Raw genomic sequence first — 14,981 nt, 5'->3', positions numbered from 1 at the left:
AAGGTATCCGCCGTCGTTTCCACTGCGACAAAAGGAGGCCGCTGCGCAGCTTGCCCGCACCTGCTAGATCTTGCCGATGCGCGTGAAGTTCGGCCTCAACCTTCTGACCGAGACCACCACCTGGCGGCGCAGCGTCCGGCTGGAGACGCTGATCCGGCTGCGCTGGTTCGCGGTCATCGGCCAGACCGCGGCCATCCTCTCGGTGTTCTGGGGCCTCGATTCCTCGCTGCCGATCGAGTGGTGCCTGATCGCGGTCGGCGCCTCGGCCTGGCTCAACGTCTCGCTGCGGCTGCGCTATCCGGCCAACCACCGCCTCGACGCGCCGGAGGCCGGCGCCTCGCTGGCCTGGGACATCCTGCAGCTCGCCTTCCTGCTGTTCCTCACCGGCGGGCTTGAAAACCCCTTCGCCTTCCTGCTGCTTGCGCCGGTGCTGATCTCGGCCACGTCGCTGCCGCCGCGCATGACGCTGATCATCGGCTTTCTCGCCATCGTCTGCGCGAGCTTCGTCGCGCTGGTGCATCTGCCGCTGCCCTGGGAGTGGCGCGACGACCTGCGCCTGCCGACGCTCTATCTCGTCGGCGTCTGGGCCGCGCTCGTGCTCTGCATCAGCTTCATCGGCATCTATGCGTGGCAGGTCGCCGAGGAATCGCGCCAGTTCACCGAGGCCCTGGCAGCGACCGAGCGCGTCCTGGCACGCGAGCAGCACCTGTCCCAGCTCGACGGGCTGGCGGCGGCCGCCGCCCACGAACTCGGCACGCCCCTCGCCACCATAGCCCTCGTGACCAAGGAGCTCGCCCGCGTCCTGCCCAAGGACGGCCCGGTCGGCGAAGACATGGCGCTGCTCGGCGACCAGGTGAAGCGCTGCCGCGATATCCTCGCCAAGCTGAAGAGCCTGTCGGGCGGTGATGCGCCCTTCGACACCATGCCGCTCGCCCAGCTGGTGGAGGAGGTGGTCCAGCCGCATCGGTTCTTCGATGTTCGCATCGATGTCGACCTGCCGGCGAACCGCGAGGGCGAGCCGGCGCTGCAGCGCAATCCGGCGGTGCTCTACGGGCTCGGCAACATCGTCGAGAATGCCGTCGATTTCGCCAGGTCGGCCGTGAAGCTGACCGCGCGATGGGACGAGCGCGACGTGACCGTGACGGTCGCCGACGACGGTCCTGGCTTTCCGTCCGACATCATCGACCGCATCGGCGAGCCTTACCTCACCCAGCGCAGCAAGGAGCGGGGCCGGCGTGCCAAGAAGGACCCGCTGCGGGATCAGCCCGGCGAGGAACCGTCGGGCATGGGGCTCGGCGTCTTCATTGCCAAGACGCTGCTGCAGCGCTCCGGCGCGCGCATCACCTTCCGCAACAGGCCGGCGCCGGAAACCGGCGCGGTCGTCGAGGTGGTCTGGCCGCGTGCGGCCTTCACCGAACGGCCGGCGGACCGGCTCGGCGCGACCTTGCCGGCCGGTGCGCCGGCCGGTCAGGCTTGAGCTGGGGCCGAAAATTCCTAAGTAAGAGAGATATGAGAGCCGCGGCGCCGCCGCGGTGCGAGGCCAAGAAGGAGGTGCAGGACATGCTGGAGACCGAATCCGCCGGTCAGACGTCACCGGTCGAATTGCCGGCGGATCGCACGCTGCTGGTCGTCGACGACGACAAGCCGTTTCTTCAGCGCCTGTGCCGCGCCATGGAGGCGCGTGGCTTCGACGTGACGCCGGCCGAGAGCGTCGCTCAGGGCCTCGCCGTCGTCGCCGCCCGGCCGCCGGCCTTCGCGGTCGTCGACATGCGGCTCGGCGACGGCAATGGCCTCGACGTCATTTCCGCGCTGAAGACGGCGCGCCCCGATGCGCGTGGCGTGATCCTTACCGGCTACGGCAACATCGCCACCGCGGTCACCGCGGTGAAGCTCGGAGCGGTCGACTATCTCGCCAAGCCGGCGGATGCCGACGACGTCTTCGCGGCGCTGCTGTCGGTCGCCCGGACCAAGAGCGACCTGCCGGAAAACCCGATGTCGGCCGACCGGGTGCGCTGGGAGCATATCCAGCGCGTCTACGAACTGTGCAACCGCAACGTCTCGGAGACGGCGCGCCGCCTCGGCATGCATCGCCGCACACTGCAGCGGATCCTCGCCAAGCGCGCGCCGCGCTGAGCGGCGCGGGCGCCGGTCACAGATCCCACATGCCGCGCGCCGCGGGGTCGTAGAGCAGGGTGAGCCGGCCGGCGCTGGCGCGCGCGAAACGCAGCAGCATGGCCTTGCGCGTCGCCGCCGCGAGCGGCGTCGCCGGACCCTCGCGCACGAGGTCGCCGCCATGGCCGTCGGCGAGGATCAGGCCGGCGTCCTCGGGCAGGATCTCGACCGGGAAGTCGGGCGCGACCGCGAACAGGACCCGGTCGGCGTGCAGACGGTAGTCCGGCCATTTGCGGTCGGCGCGGAAATCCTCGATCGACGACTTGATCTCGATGATCCAGAGCGCGCCGGCCGCGTTCAGCGCGGCGAGATCGGCGCGCCGCCCGGACGGCAGGGGCAGTTCGGGCACCACCGCGAAGTCGAGCGCAGCCAGAAGCCGCGTCGCGCCGCGCGCGATGGCGAGGGCGCGTTCCGACTGGCGGCCGTCGACCGGCGGCACCGGCGAGATTGCGAAGCGGTTCGGTTCCATCACGTCATCATGTGGTCGATTCCGGGCCGCGGGGGAAGGTCCGGGCTCGCCGCGCCGCCACGGCCGGGTTATGATGTCCACGCGCCCGGATCAAGGCTGCCGGCGCGCCGCGGACCGGGACCCATGGCCGACTTCTCCGTCGAAGTGCTGCTCAAGACCGAGACCATGTCGGTCCGTGACGTGGTGTGTGCAGGCAAATGCCGGCACCAGAGCGCCGAGGAGTGCGCCCGGTCCACCCATCTCGTCTTTCCCTATCGCGGGGTCTACGTGCGCCATGTCGGCCGCCAGGCGGCGGTGGCCGAGGCCAACCAGGTGCTGTTCTTCAATGCCGGCGAGAGCTATCGCGTCAGCCATCCCGTCGAGGGCGGCGATGCCTGCCTGTCGGTCTCGATCGACGAGGAGCTCCTGCGCGAGCTCGTCCCGCGCGAGCAGTTGCGGGACGGGCCGGAGCTCGCCTTCCGACGGGCGCGCCGGCGCATCGATCCCAGGGCCCAGGCCCTGCTGGCGCTGATCCGGCACGGTCTCAGCCGCAAGGTCGCCGAGACGCTCGAGGCCGAAACGCTGGTGCTCACTCTGGTGCGCCGGTCTCTCGGCGAGCGCACCTCGCAGGCCGCCGGCGCCAGCGCTGGCCGGCAGAAGCTGGTGGACCGCGCCAAGCTGGTGCTTGCATCCGACCTCGCCCGCCGATGGACGCTGGCCGAGGTGGCCCGCGAGGTCGGCGTCTCGCCGGTCTATCTCACCCAGGTGTTCCGCGAGGTCGAGGGCGTGCCGCTCTATCGCTATCAGCTGCGCTCGCGGCTCGCCCGCGCGCTGCACCTGCTCGATGATTACGACGATCTGACCGCCCTCGGGCTCGATCTCGGCTTTTCCAGCCACAGCCATTTCAGCGCGGCGTTCCGCCAGGCCTATGGCCGCACGCCCGCCGAGTTCCAGCGGCAGGTGAATCTGCGCTGACGCCGTCCCGCCGGCGATCGCTAAAGATTTCGACAGCGGCCTGCGGCGCCGGGTGGTGGAGTGTCTCCATCGATCCCCTCGGGGATGCCAAGGAGACAGGCCATGGCCCTCGCCATCGCAACATTCACGGCAGGATTCACCGTTTTGGCGGCGCGCACGGCGCAAGCGCTCGCTGCGGTCAGGGCCTGGCACCGGGCCCGCAGCGACTACCAGGCCCTGTGCGAACTGGATGACGGCGCGCTGCGCGACGTCGGGCTCAGCCGCGGCGATCTGCACGCGGCCTCGGCCGTGGATTTCTTCGACGATCCGACCGCCCTTCTCGCCGCGCGGGCTTTGGAGCGCCGCAGCGGCCGGCGGGTTTCGGGCGGCGACAGGAGCGTCGCCTGGCCGCCTCCCGCCGACAGGTCCCGTCCGGCCGATGCCCTCGACCTGCGCTGCGGCGCCTCCTGATCGTCTTCGGCGGCGGCGCAGGCCCCTCGTGCCGGTCCGCCGACGCCTCCAAAGCCGCCGTGCCCGCCACGGCGGCTTCTTTTTGTCGGTCGCGCCGACCGCCGCCGTGCAGGTCGCTAAAGAATCTGACAGCGGAAGAAGGCTTTCCGGGTGTCTGCTTCGGCCATGCCCGATGCCGGGCAACCCGTGAGGAGACACATCATGACCATCAGGACCTGCGCCGCCTGCGACTGCGAACTCGATGCCGTCACGATCAAGGTCAAGGTCGGCGGCAAGACGGTGGAAGTGTGCTGCGAGGCCTGCGCCGAGGCCTTGAACGAGGCCGGCGCGGCAGGTTCCGTCAAGCCGGCCGGAAAGGCCTGAGCCATGGCGACCGGCAATGCCGCGGCTTCGCCGGTCGTCACGCGCGGCAGCGTGGCGACCGCGTCCGGCCGGATCAGCTATGTCGAGCGGGGCTCCGGCCCCGTCGCGCTGTTCGTCCACGGCGTCCTGCTCAACAGCCACCTCTGGCGCCACCAGCTCGCCGCGCTGTCCGATATCAGGCGCTGCATCGCGCTCGACCTGCTCGCCCATGGCGACACCGAGATCGCCGGCGGCCAGGACGTCTCGGTGAGCGCCAATGCCGACATGCTCGTCGAGTTTCTCGATGGGCTCGGCATCGACGCGGTCGATCTCGTCGGCAACGACAGCGGCGGCGGCATCGCCCAGATCTTCGCGGCCCGCCATCCCCAGCGGCTGCGCAGCCTGACGCTGACCGACTGCGATGTGCATGACAACTGGCCGCCGGAGGCCTTCCAGCCGTTCCTCGCCGTGGCGCGGGCGGGCGGATTGAAGGAAACGCTCGAGGCCATGCGCGCCGACAAGGCCATCTACCGGTCGGAGGCCGCGCTCGGGCCGGCTTACGAGCGGCCGGGCGAGGTGAGTGATCGGACGATCGAGATCTATCTCGAGCCGCTGCTGCGCAGCCCGCAGCGCCTGCGCGATTTCGAGCGTTTCCTCGCCGCCTTCGACAACCGGCATACGCGCGCCGTCGAGCCGGAGCTGCTGCGCCTTGAGGTTCCCACCCTCATCGTCTGGGGCACCGACGACGTCTATTTCGGTATCGAATGGTCGCGCTGGCTGGCCGAAGCCATCCCCGGCACCCGCCGGCGCGTCGAATTCGCCGGCGCGCGCCTGTTCTTCCCCGAAGAGCGCGCCGAGGCCTTCAACCGCGAATTGCGGGCCCACTGGCTGTCGGTCTGACCAGCCACCATATGAAGCGACAGGGCGAGGCGGTGGTACCGGGTTCTCCGGTCGATCACCGTCTCGCTTCCCTTTGCGCCGATTTCGTGTATAAGCCGCGCCTTCGGCGGCATGTTTCATGTCGTCGTATCCGCTTGGGCGCGCATCATCCATTGGCCCGCGGATCCATCCGACCACGCTGGACGACATCCCGGCTTGGCCGCAAGACAACTCTCTCAACGCTAAGGATTGACCGATGTCGGTTTCCGATGCCCGCAAGGCCGAGATCATCAAGGAATTCGCCACCAAGGCTGGCGACACGGGTTCGCCCGAGGTGCAGGTCGCGATCCTCACGGAGCGCATCACCAACCTGACCGAGCATTTCAAGAGCCACGTCAAGGACAATCACTCCCGCCGCGGCCTTCTGAAGATGGTTTCGCAGCGCCGTTCGCTGCTCGACTACGTCAAGCGCAAGGATGAACCGCGTTACAAGGCGCTGATCGAGCGTCTCGGCATCCGCCGCTGATCTCCCAAAGGACCGGCCCCGCGCGTTCGAACAGCGTCCGGGGCCGTTCCGCATTCGAGGGGCTCGCCATTCCGGGAGCCTCCGCATCCGAAAGGACCGCGCCAGGGGGCGTCAGGTCCCGGCTCAACAAGGCCACACACTGGACAGACCGATCGCCATGGCAGGATCGCAAGGGGCTCGGGGCGCCTGAGGCGCCACGATGCGAGCCTCTTGCCGTCTTGCCCATGGCTATTCGCCGTCCGTAGGTCCGAGAAAGGAAAAAGCCATGTTCGACATTCATCGCGAGGAGATCACCTGGGGTGGTCGCAAGCTCGTCCTCGAAACCGGCAAGATCGCGCGCCAGGCCCATGGCGCGGTGCTTGCCACCTACGGCGAGACCACCGTTCTTGCCACCGTCGTCTCCAATTTCGAGCCGAAGCCCGGCCTCGACTTCTTCCCGCTGACGGTCAACTACCAGGAAAAATATTTCGCGGCCGGCCGCATTCCCGGCGGCTACTTCAAGCGTGAAGGCCAGCCCACCGAACGCGAGACGCTGGTCTCGCGCCTCATCGACCGGCCGATCCGCCCGCTTTTCGTCGAGGGCTACAAGAACGAGACGCAGGTGATCGTCACCACGCTCTCGCACGACATGGAGAATGATCCCGACATTCTCGCCATGGTCGCCGCCTCCGCCGCGCTGACCCTGTCCGGCGTGCCCTTCATGGGCCCGGTGGGCGCCGCCCGCGTCGGCTATATCGACGGCGAATACGTGCTGAACCCCTATGTCGACGACATCAAGGATTCCAAGCTCGACCTCGTCGTCGCCGGCACCACCGATGCCGTGCTGATGGTCGAGTCCGAGGCGCAGGAGCTGTCCGAGGAGGTCATGCTCGGCGCCGTCATGTTCGGCCACAAATATTTCCAGCCGGTGATCAATGCGATCATCGCGCTCGCCGAGAAGGCCGCCAAGGAACCGCGCGACTTCACCCCGCCGGACCATTCCGCGCTCGAGAAGGAGATGCTGGCCCTGGTCGAGAAGGACCTGCGCGCCGCCTATTCGATCCGCGAGAAGACCGCCCGCTACGCCGCCGTCGGCGAGGTCAAGAAGAAGGCCCTCGCCCAGTTCGCGCCCGAGGGCGAGGCCGCCCCGGTCTATGACAAGGTGGTGGTCGCCTCGGTGTTCAAGGAGCTCGAGGCCAAGGTCGTCCGCTGGAACATCCTCGACGACGGCAAGCGCATCGACGGTCGCGACCTGAAGACGGTCCGTCCGATCGTCTCGCAGGTCGGCGTGCTGCCGCGCACCCATGGTTCGGCGCTGTTCACCCGCGGCGAGACCCAGGCGCTGGTGGTGACCACGCTCGGCACCGCCGAGGACGAGCAGTTCATCGACGCGCTGCAGGGCACCTACAAGGAGAACTTCCTGCTGCACTACAACTTCCCCCCCTTCTCGGTGGGTGAAGCCGGCCGCATGGGCCGTCCCGGCCGCCGTGAAGTCGGCCACGGCAAGCTCGCCTGGCGCGCGGTTCATCCGATGCTGCCGGCGGCGCATGAATTCCCCTACACGATCCGCGTCGTCTCGGAGATCACCGAGTCGAACGGCTCGTCCTCCATGGCCACCGTCTGCGGCGCCTCGCTCTCCCTGATGGACGCCGGCGTGCCGATCAAGCGGCCGATCGCCGGCATCGCCATGGGCCTGATCCTGGAAGGCGACCGCTATGCGGTGCTCTCCGACATCCTCGGCGACGAGGATCACCTCGGCGACATGGACTTCAAGGTGGCCGGCACGGCCGAGGGCATCACCTCGCTGCAGATGGACATCAAGATCGCCGGCATCACCGAGGAGATCATGAAGGTCGCCCTCGGCCAGGCGAAGGACGGCCGCAACCACATCCTCGGCGAGATGGCGAATGCCCTGACCGCCGCCCGCTCCGAGCTCGGCGAGCACGCGCCGCGCATCGAGAGCTTCAAGATCCCGACCGACAAGATCCGCGAAGTGATCGGCACCGGCGGCAAGGTGATCCGTGAGATCGTCGAGAAGACCGGCGCCAAGATCAACATCGAGGACGACGGCACCGTGAAGGTCGCTTCCGCCAATGGCGAATCGATCCGTGCCGCCGTCAACTGGATCAAGTCGATCACCCAGGAGCCGGAGCTCGGCCAGATCTACGAGGGCACGGTGGTCAAGGTCGTCGATTTCGGCGCCTTCGTGAACTTCTTCGGTTCGCGCGACGGCCTCGTCCACATTTCCCAGCTCGCCAACCAGCGCGTCGCCAAGGTCACCGACGTGGTCAAGGAAGGCGACAAGGTGAAGGTGAAGCTGCTCGGCTTCGACGATCGCGGCAAGACCCGCCTGTCCATGAAGGTCGTCGACCAGGCGACCGGCGAGGACCTCGAGAAGAAGCCGAAGGAAGAGGGCGCGGCCGCCGAGTGACCGGCTGCTGAACGCTTTTCGGGCATTGACGACGGGCGGCCGCGCGGCCGCCCGTTTCATTTTGGGCGCGTTTCGCAGCCGCAATGGCGCGGGGCGCCGGGCGGCGGTGCATCGAAACACCGGCGTGATTGACAGGCAGGCGGCGGTGCCGTCAGTGCCGCCGGCAGCGCATGGATCGTCGCCATGACCGAGAGGATGTCCGAGCCGCAACCGGTCACCGTTCCCCGCCTGCTGGCCGGGGCCTGCCTGCTCGCGGCGATCCTCGTCATGGTGCTCGGCCAGTATCTCGAGCGCAGGGCGAACCGCGCGGCCGCCCGCTTCCAGGCGAGCATCGTGACCATCGATGCGGTCGCACCCGATCCCGCCCATGACGGCCGGCTGGTCTTCCTCACCGGTCCGGTGCGGACAACCGGGCCGGTGACTGACGCCGATACTGGTTTTGCGACCGAAGGCCTCTCGCTCATCCGCGAGGCCGCGATGTTCCAGTGGATGCCGGACAGCGCCGGCCGTGGCTTCCGGCGGCAATGGCTGAGCTTCCCGGCCTGGGACGTGCTGCTGGCCGCCGGCAATGGCGCGGACGCGCCGCGCAATCCGCCGATGCGGCTCGACTACAGGCGGTTCGTCGCTCCAGGCCTCGCCATCGGCGCCATGCCGCTCGATGCCGGTTTCGCCGGCTCGCTGCCGGCGGCCGGGCGTCGGGTCGTGACCGCCGAGGCCTTGCCGCGGGTGGCCGCGGCGCTCGGCCGAAGCGGCGTGAGGCTCGACGGCGAACAGATCGTGTCGGCCGCGCCCGGCGCGGAGCCCGAGGTGGGCGATGTCAGGATCAGCTATGTCGCGGTGATGCCGCCGGCGGGGCCCGTCAGCCTCCTGGCGCGCCAGACGGACGGCCGCCTCGTGCCGTTGCCGCCGGAGGACGGCGGAAGGTTGAGGACAACGGTGGTCGGCGGCGCAAAGGACCTGCCGGCCTTCCTCGCGGCGGCGCGCGACACCAACAAGGTCGGGTGGCTCTGGACGATGCGGTTCTGGGGCCTGGCGCCGATCCTCTACGGCGCGGCGGTGCTGATCTTCTGGGGACGGGACCTGCCGAGCTGGCTCTGGCGCAACGACGTCATCGGCCTGGTCATGGCGCTGCCGGTCTTCGCCATCGCCCTGCCCGCCTGGTTCCTGGCCATGCTCGTCGCGCTGGTGATCGCCGCCAGCTGGTGGACCCTGGCGCTCGGCATGCTCGCCTGGCTTGTCGCGGCGGCGGTCCTGGCACGGCTGTGGCTGAGGCGCGGGCTGGCGCCTGCCACGTGATCTCCGCAGCGGGATGCTGGCCCGGCGCCGTCAATTGGCGGCGAAGCAGTAGAACAGGCCGTTGCCGCCGGTCGCCTTCAGGGCGTCCAGGCTGCAGCCGCGCGAGGGATGCGAGGTGTTCCAGGACAGCGCCGGCGGCTCGGTGTTGAGGCCCTGGCGGTCGTGGTGGCCGACCATGGCCGAGCCTTCGCCGCTTCGCGTCCAGTTGCCGCAGGTCCGGTCGTCGGTGCCGGCGAACGCCGTGCCGTCGGCCTGGCTGCCGGTCAGGATGTCGTGCATGTTCGGCGTGTCGCCGCGGCCGTTGACCGGCTCGCCGCGCTCGGTCAGCGCGGTCTGCTTGTTGAGATTGTTGGTGCCGTGCAGCTCGGCGACGTCCTTGGCGATCACCGTGCCGCGGGCATTCTGCCAGGGACCGCGGCCGATCCGGTCGCGGGCATTCACCGCGCCCGCCCCTTGCGTCGAGAGATAGGCGCGCCACGTGCGGTTGCCGGCACCAGCGGCCTGGGCGAGAGCCTGGCAGTGCCGGTCGGCGCCTTCCAGCCCGCCGAGATCGCCGCCGCGGCCGGGCCCGGCGGAGGTGATGAAGAAGCTCATATTGGCCTGCTGCGCCAGGGCCGGCGCGGCGGTGAGCGCTGCGGCAAGGGCGATGGCGAGAGATCCTGTGCGGCCGATCGGGCTCAGGGGCATGGGCGTTCCTCCGGATCGTTGTGTCGAACCACGTGTTGCTGCGTGGTTCCGTCCGGAGCCTAGGATCGGGGCCGGCGAGCCGCCAAACACGGCTCTGTGAGACATGTAATCCTGTTGCGGCCGGGCGCCGGCTCAAGCCTTGGCGGCGGCGAGCTTCTTGACCGCCGGGCTCACCACCACCTGGCGCCGCTCGGCATAGGCCTCGTGGTTCTCCTCGATGCGCGAGAGGTCGTAGAGATAGTTGACCATCACGCCATGCGACTGCTTCAGGCCCGAGGCCGACAGGTCGGCGCCGGGATTGATCCGCTCCAGCCGTGCGCCATTGCCGAGATGGAAGCGCGCGACCGGATCGCGCGGCCGGCCGCCGCCCGCCTTGGCATGGACGAAATAGCGCGCCGCCGCGCGGGCGAGCACCTTGTCGGTCCGCTCGGCGATCGCCGCATCCGCGCGCCAGTCGGGTGTGTCGAGCACGGCAAGCGCGGCCTTGTCCTCGGCCGACAGGCTGGACGTTTCCGCCGTCAGCTCCTCGGCCAGCCAGCGGGCGAAGCCCGGCACCGGCGACAGGGTGACGAAGGTCGACAGCTTCGGCAGCTCGCGCTTCAGTTCCTCCACCACCTGCTTGATCAGGAACGAACCGAAGGAAATGCCGGCCAGCCCGTCCTGGCAGTTCGAGATCGAATAGAAGACGGCGACGCGCGCCTCGTCGGCGGCCACCGGCTGGCCGCCGTCGGCGATCAGCGGGCCGATCGCGTCGGGCATGTCGGCGGTGAGGGCGACCTCGACGAAGATCAGCGGCTCGTCGTCGAGCTGGGGGTGGAAGAAGGCGAAGCAGCGCCGGTCTTCGGGCTGCAGCCGGCGCCGCAGGTCGTCCCAGTCGCGGATCGCATGCACCGCCTCGTAGCGGATGATCTTCTCCAGGATGTTGGCGGGCGTCGACCAGTCGATGCGGCGGACCACCAGGAAGCCGCGGTTGAACCAGGAGGAGAAGAGGTGGACGAGATCGCCGTCCAGCACCTTCAGGTCCGGCTGGCCGGCAAGGCGCTTCAGCAGATCCTCGCGCAGCCGCACCAGCGACAGCGTGCCCCGGGGAGCGAGGTTCAGCCGCCGGATCAGCTCCTGACGGCGCGGCTCGGCGGCGACGCTCAGCCGGGCTGCTGCGGCCGCGGTCGGGTCGGCCTCATAGTCGGCGATCGCCGCCTTCAGCTTGTCGTGGTCGGCGCCGAACCGCTCGGCGAAGGCGGTCAGCACCGCCGTGCGGCCCTTGGCGTCGAGCGCGCCATAGCTCGACAGGATGTCGCGGGCGAGCGCGACGCCTGAAGCCTCGCCCCGCCGCGACAGGAGCTGGTCGGCCAGCGCTACGATATCGGCCGGCGTGCGCCGCGTCGTGTCCTGGTCCCAGCCGATCCATTGGCGGCTGCGCCGGGTGACGGTGGCGAGCATGTCGGAAACGAAGGTCATGGGCAGGCCTTGGCGCGCGGGGACGGACGAAAGCGTGTCGCCCGCGATGCTGCCACGGAATGCTGCGCTGCCGCGAGTGGGCATATCGTCTGGGTTGCATCACAAGGCCGCGCGCCGCCCGCGGGCCACATCGATCCTCAGGCCGCCGGGCGCCACTCGAAATGCAGCTCCTCGCGGAAGGCGAAACGTTTCAGGTGATCCTCGACCACCTGTTCGAGCGTCTGCAAACGTTCCGCGGGCGCATCCAGGCGCAAGGACAGGATATCGCCATTGGCGGTCAGCACCAGTTGTGCCGTCTCGTTGAACGGGACCGTGCCGGTATGGGCGTCGAACTTCACCTCGAACTTATGGCTCCAATGCTTGCAGAGCTGCTGCAGGTAACGGCTGGCATTGGCCGTGGTGACGTCGGCGAGTGAAACAGGCATATGAATACTCTTCAGGGAAACTTGCCCCGATCATGACCGCTCGTGCGGCGATGAAAAGGCACCTGGGCATGCGGAGCCGCAAGGCTCCCGCGCGTCAGGGGTATGGCGCGGCGCGACTTCAGCAAAATGACCGTGTCGGCGCGCCGTGCCTCTCGGCAAGCCAGCCCTGCGCCACCCCTGGCAGCGGCGCGAGGCTGCCGCGATCCGCGTGACGCGCCGTGCCGTCGTCCGCGATGCGGGATCGCGGATGGCCGTGGCGCGCCGGCGGGGCGTCACCGGTTCTTGAAGCTCGGCTGGCGCTTCTCGATGAAGGCGGTCATGCCTTCCTTCTGGTCTTCGGTGCCGAAGGTCGACTGGAACACGCGCCGCTCGAAGCGGATGCCCTCGGCGAGCGTCGTTTCGTAGGACCGGTTGACCGATTCCTTGGCCATCATGACGATCGGCAGCGACATGTCGGCGATCTGGGCGGCCACCTTCAGCGCCTCCGGCAGAAGCTCGGCGAGCGGCAGGACGCGCGAGACGAGGCCGCAGCGCTCGGCTTCCGCCGCATCCATCATGCGGCCGGTCAGGCACATTTCCATGGCCTTGGACTTGCCGACGAAACGGGTCAGCCGCTGGGTGCCGCCGGCGCCGGGAATGACGCCCAGCTTGATCTCCGGCTGGCCGAACTTGGCATTGTCCGCGGCCAGGATGAAGTCGCACATCATGGCGAATTCGCAGCCGCCGCCCAGCGCATAGCCAGCGACCGCCGCGATCATCGGCTTGCGGCGCTGACCGACCCGGTCCCAGGGCGTGATGAAGTCGTCGACATAGCTCTGCGGGTAGGACAGGCCCTTCATCTCGGTGATGTCGGCGCCGGCCGCGAAAGCCTTGTCCGAGCCGGTGATGACGATCGCGCCGACCGCCGGGTCTCGCTCGAAGATGTCGAGCGCGCCATTGACCTCGGCGACGAGCTGGCTGTTCAGCGCGTTCAGGGCCTTCGGCCGGTTGAGCGTGATCAGGCCGACCTTGCCCCTGGTCTCGACGAGGATGGTTTCATAGGACGCGGGCGTCGTCATGGCGGTTCCCTTGAAGCTGTGGGCGGTTCCAAGGAGAGCTAGCGGTCCGCGCACGGCTTGTCATCCCGTCCGATGGGAGGGGCTGTCCGCACGGTCCCGGCCCGTCGCCCGCGCCTGAGGCTGATGCTTTCGATGCGGTGGCTCTCGCGCGCGTCACACGCGCCGGAGGCTGACGCTTTCGATGCGGTGGTTCGCGTCCTTCTTCAGGATCAGCCTGGCGCGCTGGCGCGTCGGCAGGATGTTGTCGCGCAGATTGACGAGATTGATGCCGTACCACAGCGCCAGCGCCGTCTTCATCGCCTCGAAATCGGTCTTTTCGGCATAGCGGCGGAAATAGCTCTGCGGATCGCGGAAGGCGGTCTCGCGCAGGCGCATGAAGCGCTCGAGATACCATTGTTCCAGCACGTCCTCCTCGGCGTCGATGAACACCGAGAAGTCGAAATAGTCGGAAACGTAGGGGATGGCCTTGCCGTCGCGCGGCGGCCGGCCGGTCTGCAGCACGTTGAGGCCTTCTACGATCAGGATGTCGGGCCGGTCGACGGTGACATGACCGCCGGGCACCACGTCATAGACGAGGTGCGAATAGACCGGCGCCTTGACATGGCGCTTGCCGGCTTTGACGTCGGCGAGGAAATGCAGCAGCGACTTGGTGTCGTAGCTCTCCGGAAAGCCCTTCTTCTTCATCAGGCCTTCGCGTTCCAGATAGGCGTTCGGAAACAGGAAGCCGTCGGTGGTGACGAGATCGACCTTCGGCGTGTTCGACCAGCGTGACAGCAGCGCCTGCAGCACGCGCGAGGTGGTCGACTTGCCGACCGCCACCGAGCCGGCGACGCCGATGACGAAGGGGATCTTCACATCGGTCGCGCCGAGGAAGGTCTGGCTGGCGCGCGCCAGCTTCTGCTGCGCGGCGACGTAGAACGACAGCAGGCGCGAGATCGGCAGGTAGATCGCCTCGACCTCGTCGATCGACAGCTGGTCGGTGAAGGATTTCAGCCGCGTCACCTCGTCGGGGTTCAGCGTCATCGGCGTGTCGGCGCGCTTGGCGGCCCATTCGGCGCGGGTGAACACCCGGTAGGGCGACGGCGCGTCCACGTCCTGCACCATTGCGGCTCCGATCGTCTCGTCGGCCAGCAAGGGATCGACCGGTCCCTCGTTCATCGTCCGGCTCCCGCGGCGGGGGCGCCGCGCGCGGCCTTTTCCTGGTGGCCCGACTGCGCGGTGCGGCGGGCGAGCTCGCCGAGCACTGCGTCCAGCGTGACGCCGCGGCTCTTCCACACGACGAGGAGATGGAACAACAGATCGGCGCTTTCGGCAACGAGCGCCTTGGGTTCGCCCTCGGTCGCGGCAATCACGGTCTCGACCGCTTCCTCGCCGAATTTTTTGGCGCAGTGGACCGGGCCCTTGGCAATGAGAGAGGCTGTGTAGCTCTGCTCGACCGGGGCGGCGGCGCGCGCCGCGACGGTGGCTTCGAGATCGGCGAGCGTGAAGGAACTCATCGGCACATCGCTCTGGGCGGCCCCGCCTCGAACGCGGCGGAAGCTCAGGATCGCGGCATCTTGCAGAAATCAAGGCAAATGTCACGGGTGGCGGTTCGGGGGATGGCGCGCGATGCGCGCCGCCTCGCTCAGACCCGCAGCAGCGCGGCAAGGGCCGCGGCGAGCGCGATGCCGATGCCGTTCGCGGCGATGACGAGGGCAAGCCCATGGCGGCGCAGGTCCGCGCCGGGCGGCCGGCGGACCGGCACGAGGGTCTCCGGCGGATGCTGATGGCGCATGGCGATCACAGGGGATGGAGGGCGGCGAACAGGCCGGCCACGCTCGCGATGACGGCAAGGCTGGCGGCGGCGAAGCCGGAC

17 protein-coding genes are annotated in these 14,981 nt (G+C 68.7%); 9 read left to right on the top strand and 8 right to left on the bottom strand.

Features of this window, described 5'->3' with window-relative positions:
- Positions 1-76: 76 nt before the first annotated feature.
- Both OZ671_RS25080 and OZ671_RS25075 read left to right on the top strand, forming a co-directional pair.
- A complete protein-coding gene (locus OZ671_RS25080; RefSeq protein ID WP_268863246.1) occupies positions 77-1,477 on the top strand; it encodes an ActS/PrrB/RegB family redox-sensitive histidine kinase in 1,401 nt (466 codons plus the stop codon).
- A gap of 83 nt (positions 1,478-1,560) precedes the next feature.
- Positions 1,561-2,133 carry an ActR/PrrA/RegA family redox response regulator transcription factor gene (locus OZ671_RS25075; protein ID WP_038301983.1) on the top strand — a complete coding sequence of 191 codons (573 nt, stop codon included), beginning with the start codon at positions 1,561-1,563 and terminating at the stop codon, positions 2,131-2,133.
- A gap of 16 nt (positions 2,134-2,149) precedes the next feature.
- On the opposite strand, the gene OZ671_RS25070 is transcribed toward OZ671_RS25075, so the two are convergent.
- Positions 2,150-2,641, bottom strand: coding sequence for an MmcB family DNA repair protein (locus OZ671_RS25070; protein WP_268863245.1), 492 nt, complete (start codon positions 2,639-2,641; stop codon positions 2,150-2,152).
- 123 nt (positions 2,642-2,764) lie between these two features.
- Here OZ671_RS25070 and OZ671_RS25065 point away from each other — a divergent pair, with 123 nt between their 5' ends.
- From OZ671_RS25065 to OZ671_RS25035, 7 genes are all read left to right on the top strand, one after another.
- Positions 2,765-3,595 carry a helix-turn-helix transcriptional regulator gene (locus tag OZ671_RS25065; RefSeq protein WP_268863244.1) on the top strand — a complete coding sequence of 277 codons (831 nt, stop codon included), beginning with the start codon at positions 2,765-2,767 and terminating at the stop codon, positions 3,593-3,595.
- Between the two features lie 102 nt (positions 3,596-3,697).
- Complete coding sequence (locus tag OZ671_RS25060) at positions 3,698-4,045, top strand: DUF1127 domain-containing protein (RefSeq protein WP_268863243.1); 348 nt, start codon at positions 3,698-3,700, stop codon at positions 4,043-4,045.
- Positions 4,046-4,246: 201 nt separating this feature from the next.
- Complete coding sequence (locus OZ671_RS25055) at positions 4,247-4,408, top strand: hypothetical protein (protein WP_268863242.1); 162 nt, start codon at positions 4,247-4,249, stop codon at positions 4,406-4,408.
- Between the two features lie 3 nt (positions 4,409-4,411).
- Positions 4,412-5,287 carry an alpha/beta fold hydrolase gene (locus tag OZ671_RS25050; protein WP_268863241.1) on the top strand — a complete coding sequence of 292 codons (876 nt, stop codon included), beginning with the start codon at positions 4,412-4,414 and terminating at the stop codon, positions 5,285-5,287.
- Between the two features lie 235 nt (positions 5,288-5,522).
- Complete coding sequence (gene rpsO, locus OZ671_RS25045) at positions 5,523-5,792, top strand: 30S ribosomal protein S15 (RefSeq protein ID WP_038301938.1); 270 nt, start codon at positions 5,523-5,525, stop codon at positions 5,790-5,792.
- Positions 5,793-6,057: 265 nt separating this feature from the next.
- A complete protein-coding gene (gene pnp, locus OZ671_RS25040; protein WP_268863240.1) occupies positions 6,058-8,202 on the top strand; it encodes a polyribonucleotide nucleotidyltransferase in 2,145 nt (714 codons plus the stop codon).
- A gap of 183 nt (positions 8,203-8,385) precedes the next feature.
- The gene (locus OZ671_RS25035; RefSeq protein ID WP_268863239.1) at positions 8,386-9,498 is read left to right on the top strand and encodes a TMEM43 family protein; all 1,113 of its coding nucleotides are present in this window, start codon (positions 8,386-8,388) and stop codon (positions 9,496-9,498) included.
- Between the two features lie 30 nt (positions 9,499-9,528).
- Here OZ671_RS25035 and OZ671_RS25030 read toward each other — a convergent pair whose 3' ends face one another.
- The 7 genes from OZ671_RS25030 to OZ671_RS25000 all read right to left on the bottom strand — a co-directional run bounded on the left by OZ671_RS25030 (position 9,529) and on the right by OZ671_RS25000 (position 14,900).
- Positions 9,529-10,185, bottom strand: coding sequence for a lectin (locus tag OZ671_RS25030; protein ID WP_442957125.1), 657 nt, complete (start codon positions 10,183-10,185; stop codon positions 9,529-9,531).
- 132 nt (positions 10,186-10,317) lie between these two features.
- Positions 10,318-11,643: a malonyl-CoA decarboxylase gene (locus OZ671_RS25025; protein WP_268863238.1), complete on the bottom strand. Its 1,326-nt coding sequence runs from the start codon at positions 11,641-11,643 to the stop codon at positions 10,318-10,320.
- 137 nt (positions 11,644-11,780) lie between these two features.
- A complete protein-coding gene (locus OZ671_RS25020; RefSeq protein WP_038301934.1) occupies positions 11,781-12,068 on the bottom strand; it encodes a DUF2218 domain-containing protein in 288 nt (95 codons plus the stop codon).
- Positions 12,069-12,340: 272 nt separating this feature from the next.
- On the bottom strand, positions 12,341-13,126 hold the full coding sequence (locus tag OZ671_RS25015; RefSeq protein WP_038301933.1) for an enoyl-CoA hydratase: 786 nt from the start codon (positions 13,124-13,126) through the stop codon (positions 12,341-12,343).
- A gap of 153 nt (positions 13,127-13,279) precedes the next feature.
- Entirely contained in the window at positions 13,280-14,230 is a 951-nt protein-coding gene (gene coaA / locus OZ671_RS25010) for a type I pantothenate kinase (RefSeq protein ID WP_038301980.1), read from the bottom strand.
- A 50-nt stretch (positions 14,231-14,280) separates the two neighbouring features.
- Positions 14,281-14,622, bottom strand: a complete 342-nt coding sequence (locus OZ671_RS25005) for a phosphoribosyl-ATP diphosphatase (protein WP_268863237.1) — start codon at positions 14,620-14,622, stop codon at positions 14,281-14,283.
- A gap of 128 nt (positions 14,623-14,750) precedes the next feature.
- Positions 14,751-14,900: a hypothetical protein gene (locus OZ671_RS25000; protein ID WP_268863236.1), complete on the bottom strand. Its 150-nt coding sequence runs from the start codon at positions 14,898-14,900 to the stop codon at positions 14,751-14,753.
- Positions 14,901-14,981: the final 81 nt, after the last annotated feature.

The sequence above is a fragment of the Phreatobacter sp. AB_2022a genome (assembly GCF_026847585.1).
GTDB lineage: Bacteria > Pseudomonadota > Alphaproteobacteria > Rhizobiales > Phreatobacteraceae > Phreatobacter.
This window is presented reverse-complemented; position numbering and strand designations above follow the sequence as displayed.